General features: G+C 46.6%; 11 protein-coding genes and 3 tRNA genes. 4 read left to right on the forward strand and 10 right to left on the reverse strand.

Annotated features, from left to right (window positions below; translation table 11 throughout):
* Positions 1–73: 73 nt before the first annotated feature.
* The 3 genes from recD to ACTHSX_RS05735 form a co-directional block, all read right to left on the reverse strand.
* Positions 74–1,837 (reverse strand): exodeoxyribonuclease V subunit alpha, encoded by a 1,764-nt coding sequence (recD, locus tag ACTHSX_RS05725; RefSeq protein WP_440377068.1) that lies wholly within the window; start codon positions 1,835–1,837, stop codon positions 74–76.
* Positions 1,838–1,969: 132 nt separating this feature from the next.
* Positions 1,970–2,653 carry a lipoprotein-releasing ABC transporter ATP-binding protein LolD gene (gene lolD / locus ACTHSX_RS05730; protein WP_440377069.1) on the reverse strand — a complete coding sequence of 228 codons (684 nt, stop codon included), beginning with the start codon at positions 2,651–2,653 and terminating at the stop codon, positions 1,970–1,972.
* Positions 2,646–3,896: a lipoprotein-releasing ABC transporter permease subunit gene (locus tag ACTHSX_RS05735; protein ID WP_440377070.1), complete on the reverse strand. Its 1,251-nt coding sequence runs from the start codon at positions 3,894–3,896 to the stop codon at positions 2,646–2,648. The genes lolD and ACTHSX_RS05735 overlap by 8 nt, the downstream gene beginning before the upstream one ends.
* A 214-nt stretch (positions 3,897–4,110) precedes the next feature.
* Between ACTHSX_RS05735 and ACTHSX_RS05740 the strand changes: the two genes are divergently transcribed.
* Positions 4,111–4,398, forward strand: coding sequence for a hypothetical protein (locus ACTHSX_RS05740; protein ID WP_003683377.1), 288 nt, complete (start codon positions 4,111–4,113; stop codon positions 4,396–4,398).
* A 62-nt stretch (positions 4,399–4,460) separates the two neighbouring features.
* Here the strand turns inward: ACTHSX_RS05740 and recR are convergent, their stop codons facing one another.
* The 4 genes from recR to rnr all read right to left on the reverse strand — a co-directional run bounded on the left by recR (position 4,461) and on the right by rnr (position 10,057).
* Positions 4,461–5,066, reverse strand: a complete 606-nt coding sequence (gene recR, locus ACTHSX_RS05745; protein ID WP_003679078.1) for a recombination mediator RecR — start codon at positions 5,064–5,066, stop codon at positions 4,461–4,463.
* An 82-nt stretch (positions 5,067–5,148) separates the two neighbouring features.
* Complete coding sequence (locus tag ACTHSX_RS05750) at positions 5,149–7,002, reverse strand: SurA N-terminal domain-containing protein (protein WP_440377071.1); 1,854 nt, start codon at positions 7,000–7,002, stop codon at positions 5,149–5,151.
* 145 nt (positions 7,003–7,147) lie between these two features.
* A complete protein-coding gene (locus tag ACTHSX_RS05755) occupies positions 7,148–7,495 on the reverse strand; it encodes an ArsC family reductase (protein WP_440377072.1) in 348 nt (115 codons plus the stop codon).
* A gap of 81 nt (positions 7,496–7,576) precedes the next feature.
* Complete coding sequence (gene rnr, locus ACTHSX_RS05760; RefSeq protein WP_440377073.1) at positions 7,577–10,057, reverse strand: ribonuclease R; 2,481 nt, start codon at positions 10,055–10,057, stop codon at positions 7,577–7,579.
* 94 nt (positions 10,058–10,151) lie between these two features.
* Here rnr and ACTHSX_RS05765 point away from each other — a divergent pair.
* The 3 genes from ACTHSX_RS05765 to ACTHSX_RS05775 all read left to right on the forward strand — a co-directional run bounded on the left by ACTHSX_RS05765 (position 10,152) and on the right by ACTHSX_RS05775 (position 10,516).
* A tRNA-Leu gene (locus ACTHSX_RS05765) sits at positions 10,152–10,238 on the forward strand.
* Between the two features lie 38 nt (positions 10,239–10,276).
* Positions 10,277–10,363: transfer RNA gene (locus ACTHSX_RS05770), tRNA-Leu, on the forward strand.
* 62 nt (positions 10,364–10,425) lie between these two features.
* A tRNA-Ser gene (locus tag ACTHSX_RS05775) sits at positions 10,426–10,516 on the forward strand.
* 186 nt (positions 10,517–10,702) lie between these two features.
* On the opposite strand, the gene ACTHSX_RS05780 is transcribed toward ACTHSX_RS05775, so the two are convergent.
* The 3 genes from ACTHSX_RS05780 to ispF all read right to left on the reverse strand — a co-directional run bounded on the left by ACTHSX_RS05780 (position 10,703) and on the right by ispF (position 12,708).
* The gene (locus ACTHSX_RS05780) at positions 10,703–11,440 is read right to left on the reverse strand and encodes a thermonuclease family protein (protein ID WP_440377074.1); all 738 of its coding nucleotides are present in this window, start codon (positions 11,438–11,440) and stop codon (positions 10,703–10,705) included.
* Positions 11,441–11,513: 73 nt separating this feature from the next.
* On the reverse strand, positions 11,514–12,185 hold the full coding sequence (rpiA, locus tag ACTHSX_RS05785; protein ID WP_440377075.1) for a ribose-5-phosphate isomerase RpiA: 672 nt from the start codon (positions 12,183–12,185) through the stop codon (positions 11,514–11,516).
* 43 nt (positions 12,186–12,228) lie between these two features.
* Positions 12,229–12,708: a 2-C-methyl-D-erythritol 2,4-cyclodiphosphate synthase gene (ispF, locus tag ACTHSX_RS05790; protein WP_440377076.1), complete on the reverse strand. Its 480-nt coding sequence runs from the start codon at positions 12,706–12,708 to the stop codon at positions 12,229–12,231.
* Between the last annotated feature and the right edge of the window lie 8 nt (positions 12,709–12,716).

Below are 12,716 nucleotides of genomic sequence, written 5' to 3' on the forward strand. Positions count from 1 at the left end.
GTATGTAAATTAGTGTAATCAGTCAAGCAGATTTAAACGCTTTATCCTCTTTCAGACAGCCTCTTGATTCAGGTCAAACGGAAGCCTGCTCATCAGGCGGTTCAAACTGCCATTTCAAGGCATCGGCCAATGCCGTCCTGCGTTTTTGATGGCATCCCACAGCCTGACATAATTCCTCCGCATTTCCCCAAAACACAAATCGTTCACGTGCACGGGTAATGGCTGTGTAAAGCAGAGCCTTATCCAAACCGCGGGCTTCCTCTTCGCTTTCCGTCGTTGCAGGCACTGACGGAGGCAACAGCCATACTTCCCGATATTCCGAACCTTGGCTCTTATGCACCGTCATGGCAAAAGCCGATTCAAAATCGGGCAAACGGCTGATGGCAATTTTTTTGAATCCATCTTTCTCAGGAAAATATGCAGACAAGCCATTCAACGATTCTTTATCCGGCATAATCAGCCCGATGTCGCCATTAAACACTTCCAGCATGTAATCATTGTGCGTAATCATGATGATTTGTCCGGCAAACCAAGGCATTTCGCCCGAAACCTTGCCTTGTCGTTGCAGGTATTCTTGATAAGCCTGATTCAAATCATCCGCATCCTGCCGCCAAGCCGCCAATACCACCACATCGGCAGCATGACCATAGGCGAGTGCAACATTATTCTCTGCCACGGCCTGCCAATAATCCTGTTGCTTTTGATACAGCAAGGCAACCTGCTCTTTCAGACGGCCTGATTTCATTTCCAATTCTTTGGGGAACTTGTCAAACTGTTCGACCGCAGTTTGCTTTTCCCCGGACACCACCGCCCTTGCCAAACAACCAATACCGCTGTCTGCACCAAAACGGTGGCTGAACGTCAATTTGGCATTGTTTTGCGATAAAGCCTGTGGCTGCCCTTTAATCTCAAAGCCATGATTAGGCAGGTACACTTCCAACTTTTCAGCGGTTTCTTTATCCAAAGCCGTCGGACGCGATAATGCCGCCAACACGGCTCCCAAGCCAACCGACGGCAACTGGTTTTCATCGCCAAGCAACACCAGACGACAGCCGGTCGGCACGGCGCGCAATAAATCCAACACCAGCGGCAAATCCAACATTGAAGCCTCATCCACCACCAAAACATCCAAAGCAAGCGGATGTTCATGATTGAACGCAGGGCGCATTTGCGGAGGACGCAGTTTCAACAAACGATGAACAGTCTGCCCTTCCAAATTTTCCAAATGCGCTTTGATACTTGGAGACAAATCAAAACCATCCAAAGCACGCTGCAAAGCCCGTGCCATATGCGCAGCCGCTTTGCCTGTCGGCGCCGCCAACGCGATACGGGGCAGCTTCGTACTGTTATTACAAATCAGACCCAAAAGCTTTGCTACGGTCGTCGTCTTCCCCGTACCCGGCCCGCCGGTAATCAGCATAAAGTTTTGCAGCAAAGCCAAAGCCGCAGCATCCCGTTGCTCTTTACTGTCTTTAGTATCAAACCAATCGCTCAGACTTTTTGAAGCCGCCATAAAATTCACTTCTTTCGCCTCTGCACTGGCCAGCCGTTTGATTTCAACAGCCAAATCATGCTCCAACTGCCACATCCGCCCCAAAAACAATTTCCGGCCTTGCAGGATAAGCGGTTTGTCCACATTGCCGACCAAATTCGGCAAGTTACTTAAGGCATCAACATCCGCTTTATCCAAGTAAATAAACGAATGCCCGTTTTGCAAGGCTGCAAACAGTCGAACCACATAAGGCTCAATAACGGATGCACCCTGTACTTCGTGACGGCGGAAAAACGCTATGGCCACATCTGCGGCAGAGGAAAGGATAGAGTCGGTCGGATTCATGGCTCAGGATTGATTGATACGGAAAAAAGAAAGGCCGTCTGAAAAACAGCGTTTCCATAAATGAAAACCTATTTTTCAGACGGCCTCTATTATACCTTTCAAAGCATAAAATATTTGCCTGAAATAATAACCTTATTGCAGCACTTGCAGGCTGCCGTCTTTCATGGTCATTACCCGGTCGAAACGCTCAGCCAGCTCGTCATCATGGGTCACCACAATCAGGCTGGTGTTTAATTCGCGTTTCAAATCCAGCATCATGTCCAACACATTTTGCGCATTTTTACGGTCAAGGTTCCCCGTCGGTTCATCTGCCAATAAGCACTTCGGCTCATTAACCAAAGCACGGGCAATCGCCGCACGCTGACGCTCACCGCCGGAAAGTTCGCTTGGACGGTGCAGCATACGCTTATCCAAGCCAACCTTTTTCAGCATCTTAACAGCCTTCTCCTCAGCCATCACTTTGGGCATTTTGCCGATTAAAAGCGGCATCATGACATTTTCCAAAGCAGAAAACTCAGGCAATAGATGGTGGAACTGATACACAAAGCCTAAATAACGGTTGCGCAATTCGCCCAACTGTTTTTGGCTCAAACCGCCCAAATCCTGATCCATCAGTATCACCTTGCCTTCAGACGGCATATCCAAACCACCAAGAAGGTGTAGCAATGTGGATTTACCGCTGCCTGACGAACCGATGATACTCACGCTTTCCGCTTCGGCAACTTCAAAATCTAAATGATTCAACACTTGTACATTCAATGCGCCGTCATTATAGCTTTTGCCAACGCCAGTACATTTCAAAATTGTCTTACTCATAACGCAAAGCCTCCGCAGGTTGGGTTTTTGCTGCACGCCAGCTCGGATACAGTGTGGCAATAAATGCCAAACCAAGCGAAATGCAGGCAATAACGGCAACATCCTTCAAGTTCACATCACTAGGCAGGTAATCGATGAAATAAACCTGTGAATTAATCAAATGCACGCCAAACAGGTCTTCAAAAAACGCGACAATCTTGCCGACATTCCAACCCAGCAATACACCGCATACCACGCCTACAAGCGTACCGAAGAATCCCGCAAATGCGCCCTGCACCAAGAAAATCTTCATGACGCCACCCGGAGACAAACCCAACGTGCGCAGAATCGCAATATCGGCTTGTTTTTCCGTTACTGCCATTACCAAAGACGAGACGAGGTTAAACGTAGCAACTGCGATAATCAGCGTCAAAATGATGAACATCATGCGTTTTTCCAACTCAACGGCTTCAAAATAGCTGCGGTTATTAAACGTCCAGTCACGCACCCATACTTCATCTTTTTTAGCATCTGGAATCAACTTAGCTGTAAAAGACGGCGCATTTTGCGGATCAGCCAATCGCAAACGTAGCGCCCCGAAATTTTCATCCAATCGATACAACACTCGTGCATCTTGAATGTGTATCAATGCTGAAGTTTTATCAGCTTCATAAACACCGGTTTTCACTATACCGACTACATTAAACTGCTTTAATCGTGGTACCACCCCAGCAGGAGTAACATTACCATCCGGCGTAATTACCGTAACCTTTCCGCCAACTTCTGCACCCAACTCCTGAGCTAAAACTTGCCCTAAAATAATATTAAACTCACCTGGCTTCAAATCATCAAAGCTGCCAGTAGGCATGTTCTTGCCGTAATCAACGACATTCTTTTCTTCAGTCGGCAAAATACCGCTTATCTGCGCACCACGTACTTCACCGGAATTGGCAAGCAATGCCTGATCGGAAACCAAAGGAGCACTGGCCAATACTTCTTTTTTGCCTTTTACAAATTCGCGCAAACTCTGCCAACCCGGCGCACTGCCGACATCATAATAGCCAATTTCCGCATGAGGTGCGACGTTCAACAATTGACCTCGTATATCTTTCTGAAATCCATTCATCACCGATAACACCACAATCAGCGCCGTTACACCCAAGGCGATACCGGCGATTGAAATCATGGTAATAAATGACATAAAGCCATTGCGTTTTTTCGCACGCAGATAGCGCAGGCCTATCCAAGTTTCTAAAGAAGCCATTCAAAAATGCCTCATTCGTTTGTCAAAAAAGGCTTATTGTACCGTAAAACCGACAGGTCGTCCGATTGCCCGACTGATGTAGCATTCAGGGATAAAGTGTATGTAAAACCATGTATCTTCCCGTAAATTCCGTCGAAAAACTTGCACAATCTGCCAATCGCCCTTATTCTGAAGCTGTGACACACTTTGTCACCATCAAAAAGGAAATACACTAATGAACAGCAAAAAATTCTTGGCCCTCGTATCCGTAGCTGTAGGTTTGTCATTCAGCTTCAATGCATATGCCGCCAAAGAAATCAAAATCAGTTCAAACAATACCGCTTACTCCGACGCCGATGTTCAAAAACTGGCAGCCACTGCTGTCGGCATGGGCGTAAAAGAACCTGTCAGCCTCAACAGCGGAAACGGTGTTGTTACCGTGTCCGGCAGCAGCGCAACCAAATGCGCATTCAAAGTCGGCAACGGCGATACGCCTCAAATTCAAGGCGTCAGCTGCAAATAATCTGATTTAATCAATGAAAAGGCCGTCTGAAAGACTTTCAGACGGCCTTTTTGTATTGGCATTTAAGATTGGATATTTCTTCTATCGTAAACAGCCTGAGCCAAAGTACCGGCATCCACATATTCCATCTCGCCGCCCAAAGGGATTCCCCTTGCCAATCGGCTGACTTTATAAGGAAGATTTTTAAACAATTCCGCCAATACATACGCTGTCGCGTCGCCTTCAGCTGTGAAGTTGGTTGCAATGATAATTTCCTCAATATCACTCGCCTGCAAACGGGCAACCAGTTTATCTAACGCTACTGCCGAAATATCCATGCCCTGCGCCGGACTGACTTGCCCCATCAAAACAAAATACAGGCCATCATGGCAATTAGCCGCCTCCATACTGGAAACATCCGCCGGCATATGCACAATCATCAAGCGGCTTTTCTCGCGTTTTTCGTCCGCACAAATTTCACACAAATCGCCTTCGCAAAATGTATTACACATCCGACAATGCTGCACCTGTCTCAAGGCAAACTGCAAAGCATCCACCAACTCCTGAGCTTCTTCGCGTTTATACTGTAAAAGCTGGTAAGCCATACGTTGAGCGGATTTCGGGCCGACATTGGGCAGGATTTTTAATGCATTAATCAAGCGGACAAAGGCATCAGGATTTTTACTCATGATTTCAGACGGCCTTTAAAAAGATAGCTAAAAATAAGAAAACAGCCGGAATTCATCCGGCTGCCCTACTCAAATACTCTGCTTATTCGGCAGCATTATTAACTTGCTGTGCGCCTTGCGTACGATCGATTTTCTTACCCAAATACTGGAGTAAATTATCGAACACATTGGCAGAAAGCTGCTGAACCAAAGCCTGTTTGGCAGCCGGAATCTGTGAGTCGGCATTTTCAGGAGCAGAAACACTCTGAACTTCCATAATCACCGGTGCAGGCATACCTTCCAACAATGCATACGCAGGTTTACCGTCGACAGGGCGCGCTTTCAACAAAGCCGCATAAGCCTCCGGAGACATGGTTCTACGTGCATCTTGCGCGCTCAATTGCGAAACAGGCGACCATTGAACGTCGGCAGCTTTACCGGCTTTCAACGCAGCCAAAGTTTCTTGGGCTTTCTTCTCTGCCAGTTTGGCGGCTTCAGAGCGCAGATATGCTGCGCGGACAGTGTCTTTAACTTCTGCAAATGGTGCAATTTTCTCTTCGCGCACTTCTTTCGCACGAATGACCCAAACGGTTTCGTTATTGATGGCAATGACTTCAGAATTGTGTTTTTTCTTCAGTACATCGTCGCTAAACGCAGCATTAATCAACGTTTCAGGCAAACCGGCTTCTTTCGCACCCGCTTTGGTTACCCATTCATCCAGGTTTTCCACTTTCAAGCCTGAATTGGCGGCTGCTTTTGCCAAAGAAGATGGATCATTGAAGACATCTTCACCCAATTTTTCTTTGGCCGCGTTAAAGGCAGAAGCTGCTTTTTTCAATTTCAAGGCTGCTTCGATACGTGCTTTGGCTTGTTCCAAAGTCGGCTCAGCTTCGACATTCAAAACTTTGATGACGTGATAACCCAAAGACGATTTAACAGTATCGCTGACTTCGCCTTTGCCCAATGCAAATGCCGCTTTATCGAATTCAGGTCCAAAGCCGCTGCCGCCGCTTTTGCTTAGGTAGCCCAAATTACCGCCTTTGTTGCTGCTGGACAAATCTTTGGAGTACTTGGCCGCCAGCTCGGCAAAAGCATCTGGGTGCGCTTTGAGCTCTGCAGCCATTTTATCTACTTCGGCTTTAATTTCCGCATTGCTTGCTTCATCTCCGTTAGGTATAACAGGAATGAAAATATGCGCAATTTCGGCTCTTGGCGACAAATCTACGCTTTTGCTATCGTAAGCTTTTTGTACTTCTTCCGCACTGACGGTTTGCTTGTCAGCCAAATCTTTGATGTTCAAAGCCACATATTCCAGTTTAACGGCTTGAGGAATCAAGTAATCTTTCTTATGCGCTTCATAATACTTTTGCAAAGCCGCATCATCTACTTTTACTTGTGCCGCAAATGCTTCAGGGCTGAATGTAAATGAACGGATGGTACGGGTGGCTTGGGTCAGGTTAATCAACTGACGCGCTTGCGCATCGCTGACCAACGCACCGTTTTGCACCAAATTCAACAGATTTTGCAACTGAAACTGTTCGCGGATATCTTCAACAAACTGATCCTCTGTCATTTTGCGCTGATCCAAATACTTCTTGAGCAAATCCTGACTGAATTTGCCGGAAGCATCATGGAAATTCGGATCATCCACGATAACTTGCTTGATTTGCTCCTGAGACACAGCAATGCCCATCAGCTTGGCACCCTGCTTCAGGTAAGCACGTTGCAATAAAGATTGGAATATAGCATCACGCGAAGGTGCATTATTGCCGGCAGCCTGCTCATTTTGTATCGCAATCTGTAAAGCATGCTCGCTGACCTTCTCATCCCCGACTTTGACAATGTAATCAGAACCCGGCGAAGACAAGTTATTGGCACCGAATCCGATAAAGGTCAGACCGATGATACCTAAAACAATCTGGGCGGGTGTTTTATATTTTTCAACAATATGGAACATATTTATCCGAAAGAAAAGTTTGGCGCGGCAGCCGGAAAATGCTGCCGCAAAAATCTTAAAATCCTGAAAACAGGCTCAAAGCGCGTATTGTAACGTATTTTTTCGAGGCTTGCTTTTTCAGACGGCCTAAAAACCTAAAAATGCCTTATCCGAAAATTTCCCGATACGCTTCTACTGAAAATCCGACATGAACCTGTCCTTCTTTGACCAATACAGGCCGCTTGATGATGCTGGGATTTTCCACCATCAAAGCAATCGCTCCTTCTTTTGTGGCGGCAGATTCTTGCGCATCTTTATCCAATTTGCGCCAAGTCGTGCCTCTTTTATTGAGCAAAATTTCCAAAGCTACCTGCTCCAACCAGCCATCAATTAATTCAGCAGTCGGGGCATTTTTCTTAAAATCTACAAACTCAAACTCGATGCCGTTTTCTGCCAACCAACTGCGCGCTTTTTTAACAGTATCGCAATTGGGAATACCGTATAGTTTTATCATCTTATTTATCCTTGGTGTTATTCATAAAATCACAAATTCAGGCCGTCTGAAACTTTTCAGACGGCCTGAATTGAATGCAGCTTATTTCTTAGCAGCTTTCTTCACTTTAATCTTCACACTTTTGCCTTGAGCATTATTTTTACCTCCGGCTTTGACGGAAGCTGTTTTCACCTGCGCTTTTTTCTTGCTTGCAGCTTTAGGTTTGCTTGGCTTAGTGGGCTTAGGAGCAGGTTTACTTTTCACCTTGCTCTTCTTTGCCTTCACAGGAGCAGCCAACGCTTCATCGATTTCTTTAGCCGAAAGTTTACGCTTACGCTTTTCGACAGGTTTGTCAGCAGCTGTCGGCTTACTCACAGGTTTCGCTTTTCTACTGCCACGTTTCTTACCGACTGAACCGCCGCTGACTAAGGTCAAATCAATCTTGCTGGTATCCAAATCGGCACGCGCGACTTTTACAGTGACCGTATCACCCATGTTGAAACGGACACCGCTGCGTTCGCCCTCAATCGCCATAATTTCAGGACGGAAGTTGAAATAATCCTCTCCCAAATCACTGATATGTACCAAGCCGTCGATATGAATATCGTCCAACGTCACAAAAATACCGAAGCTGGTCATGCCCGAAATCTTGCCACTGAAGACTTCGCCGACTTTGTCGCGCATATAATAAGTTTTCAGCCAGTTTTCCACATCGCGGCTGGCATCATCGGCTCGGCGCTCGCAGAAAGAGGTATGCACGCCCAAAGCCTGCCAGGTTTTAGTGGGCTGGTAAGTTTGTCCGTTCAACACAGCCTTAATGGCACGATGTACCGTCAAATCGGGATAACGACGGATAGGCGAAGTAAAGTGTGCATATGCGCTATAAGCCAGACCAAAGTGGCCGTCGCAATGCGGCTCATAAACCGCCTGCTGCATAGAACGCAACATCATCACTTGCAACAACTCCGCATCCGGACGGTTTTTAAATTGCTCGGCAAGCACAGCATAGTCTTTCGGCGTCGGATTATCGCCGCCACCCAAACTCAGCCCCAGCAAACCAAGCTGCTCGCGTAAAGTAGCCAGTTTTTCAGGAGTCGGGCCCAAGTGATTGCGGAATAAAGCCGTATGTTTGTTCTTCAGCAAAAATTCTGCTGCGCAAACATTCGCCGCCAACATACATTCTTCAATCAGCTTGTGCGCATCATTGCGGACAACGGGAACGATCTTGTCGATTTTACCGTTGTCATCGAAAATCATCTGAGTCTCAACGCTCTCAAACTCAACCGCGCCACGCTCAAAACGTTTTTTCTGCAAGATTTTAAATAACTGATACAGAGTATCAATTTGCTGTTTAAACGGATGATCCTGGCCGTCTGAAATCCAATCCCAAACTTGATTGTAAGTCAGTCGCGCATGCGAACGCATTACTGCCGGATAGAAACGGTATTCCTTGATATTGCCGGCATAGGTAATCACCATATCGCACACCATACACAGGCGTTCAACATCAGGATTGAGCGAGCAGATACCGTTGGACAACTTCTCCGGCAACATCGGAATCACACGGCGTGGGAAATACACGCTGGTACTGCGTTCCTGAGCATCCATATCGATTCCGTCATCAGGACGGACATAATGGCTGACATCGGCAATCGCCACCACCAAACGGTAATTGCGACCGACTTTTTCAGCAAAAACTGCATCGTCAAAGTCCCGCGCAGTTTCACCGTCAATGGTTACCAAAGACAAATCGCGTAAGTCCACGCGCCCTTTCAAGTCGGTTTTACGCACATGATCAGGAATTTTCTTCGTAGCTTTGACGCATGCCTCGCTGAATTGATGAGGCAAATGGTGCTTGCGTACAGCAATTTCGATTTCCATACCGCTGTCGGCATAATCGCCCAACACTTCAATCAGCTTAGCCACAGCAGGACGATGCGCTTCAGGATACGTCTCAATTTCAGCCACAATCACTTGGCCGGATTGCGGTTTAAAGTGCGCCACGCTTTCAGGCTCTAACACGATACTTTGGCTCAAACGCTTGTCTTCCGCTTCCAAAATGGCCACGCCGCGATCCATATAAAAACGGCCGACCACTTTAGACTGCGCACGTTCCACTACATCCAAAACCGTACCTTCACGACGGCCTCTGCGATCGATACCGGCAGGACGAACGGTAACAATATCCCCGTGCATCACGCCGCGCATCTGACGCTCATACAAAACAAAATCGCCCTCGCCTGTCGGCGTTAGCGGCACGGCAAAACCAAAGCCGTCTTTATGCGCTTCGACACGGCATTTAACCAATGCCAATTTTTCTGCCGCACACACCGCGCCACGTCGGTTGATCAACACCTGACCATCGCGCGCCATCGCTTTCAGACGGCGCTCGAAGAATTCATATTCATCTTCTGTAATCGACAATTCATGTGCCAAAGCTTCGATTTTTGTCGGCACACCTTTTTGTTCCAATAATTCAATGACCCATTCACGGCTGGGCAACGGATGAGCGTAACGTTGTTTCTCCCGCTCCAAATACGGGTCTTTTTCTCGTAAATTTAAAGATTTAGTATTTTTGTTCATTTTGATAGTTGACATTCTTTTTTTAAAATATATAATAGCTGCTTCTTCGCAGTTGAGGTAGTCAACTCTACCTCAAATTGAAGAATAAAGCAAAGCCCAGGTGGCGGAATTGGTAGACGCGCTAGCTTCAGGTGCTAGTGTCCTCACGGGCGTGGAAGTTCGAGTCTTCTCCTGGGCACCAAATAATTTGGTGCTTCTTTGCTTAAGAAAATTTAAATTGCCCAGGTGGCGGAATTGGTAGACGCGCTAGCTTCAGGTGCTAGTATCCTCACGGGTGTGGAAGTTCGAGTCTTCTCCTGGGCACCACTGATAAATAATTAGTCAAGTTTTCACATTATTCTGAATAACAACTCAGGATAATAGTCCACAGAGAGGTGGATGAGTGGTTTAAGTCGCACGCCTGGAAAGCGTGTATACGTGAATAGCGTATCGAGGGTTCGAATCCCTTCCTCTCTGCCAGATACTAAAGACACCAGCTAACGGTGTCTTTTTTTCATATCTGCCCTTCTTAAAACATCAAATATTACATCACACTTTTATTTTTAGTACCCTCCAATCAGAAACCTGCCACTCATTCTTATCGTATACCAAACCTTAATGATTAAAGGCCGTCTGAAAGTTTTCAGACGGCCTCTTTCTTAAAACCTACCAAATCCCAAACCATTGTTTATCAGACTGCTTTTTATTGCCGTTCTGCTGCTCGTGGTTCTGACGGCGAAATTGCCAAGGCGCTTGCGGATTGTCTTTTTTCCATAAGCCTTTACGCTTTTCCTTGGCTTGTTTTTGTGCGGCCGAATAGTCAGTGTAAGCAGTTTTACTTTGTTGTTTTTTGGCATAACTTTCATAATGCCATGCAGCACCATCCCGTATTTGCATCAAATTCAGATCAATCGTACCGACTGATACTTGGGCAACTTCGCGCTGGTAGCGGTCGGCTTCAAACACGCGGACTTTGGCTTTTTTATTCAATGCTGCATCAATCAGATTGTCTCGTGATTGCGTACCATAAGCCTGGTTGATTTCCGGTGCATCGATATAGGCCATGCGGATTTTGTGTTTCCTGCCATCGCTATCGATAATGTGCATGGTATCGCCATCATGGATTTTGATGATTTTTCCGTTGTATGTGTAGGATTGTCGCGATGACTTTTGTTTTTGTTCCGGTTTGGGTTTAGCTTCGGCTTTGGTGTCAGATGTGGCTTTGACGACATTTTCACCCAGCCATTCATTGACCTTTTCCAAACCGATATTATCGCCTTGTGCCAATGTTGCAGCAACGCTTACCCCTGTACGAATCAACTCGGTATCGCGTGAGCTATAGCCAAGCGCACCCAAAACGGATAAAACAACGGGCAACCATTTTATAATTTTACTGATTTGCATATTTTGCCAAATTGAAGGCCGTCTGAAAGACCTGATACACTTTCAGACGGCCTTTAAGATTGATTAATCTTCATTAATCCTGACAAGGCAGGATGACTTTTGCGCCTTCTGCCGTACCCAAAACCAATACGTCGGCGGCATCGCGGGCAAAAATACCGTTTTCGAGTACGCCGGTGATTTTATTGATTTCGTCTTCCATTTTCAGGGCTTGGTCGATATTGAGACCGTGAACATCAACGATTTGGTTACCATAGAAAGTAGTATAGCCGACACGCAACTCAGGCTGTCCGCCCATGGCAAGCAGTTTGCGCGACACCAGCGAACGGGCATTTTCAACCACTTCTACCGGCAATGGAAATTTGCCCAAACGGGAAACATATTTGCTTTCATCGGCGATACAAACAAATTTATCGGATGCGCTGGCCACGATTTTTTCGTTCAAATGCGCACCGCCGCCGCCTTTAATCATTTGCAGCGCGTGGTTGACTTCGTCTGCGCCGTCGACATAAACCGCCAAACCCATCACATCATTCAGTGAAACTTCTGGAATCTCGTATTTTGCCAAAAGCTCGCTGGATTTTTTAGAAGTAGACACGGCACCCTTGATTTTCTTACCGCTTTTCCCCAAAGCTTCGATAAAGAAGTTGATGGTAGAGCCGGTACCGATACCGATGTATTCGTTTTCAGGAACAAATTCCACCGCTTTTTCAACGGCAATACGTTTGAGTTCGTCTTGAGTTGCCATGTTGTCAGTCTTTCAGTTTGAATAATAAAGTAATTTTAAGCTCTTAGGCTTTAATCAGCAATACTGCCGCTTGTGCTTCAATGGCTTCCATGCGCCCCAGATAGCCAAGTTTTTCGTTGGTTTTACCCTTGATGTTCACGCAGTTTTCGTGCAAACCCAAATCTGCGGCAATATTTGCGCGCATTGCCGGAATGTGTGGCGCAAGTTTTGGCTTTTGCGCAATTACGGTCGTATCGACATTAATCACCTTCCAACCCAACTCCTGCACGCTTTGATAAGCCTCGCGCAACAGCACACGGCTGTCGGCATCTTTGAATTCGGCGGCAGTATCAGGAAAATGGCTGCCGATATCGCCCAAACCGGCCGCACCCAACAGGGCATCGGTAATCGCATGCAAAAGCGCATCGGCATCTGAATGACCCAGCAATCCTTTTTCAAACGGAATGTTGATACCGCCGAGTATCAAATCTCGGCCTTCGACCAACTGATGGACATCGTAGCCCTGTCCGACACGGATATTCATGTTTGTTT

It is taken from the genome of Neisseria sp. P0014.S002 (assembly GCF_051958295.1).
Taxonomy (GTDB): Bacteria; Pseudomonadota; Gammaproteobacteria; order Burkholderiales; family Neisseriaceae; genus Neisseria; species Neisseria flavescens_B.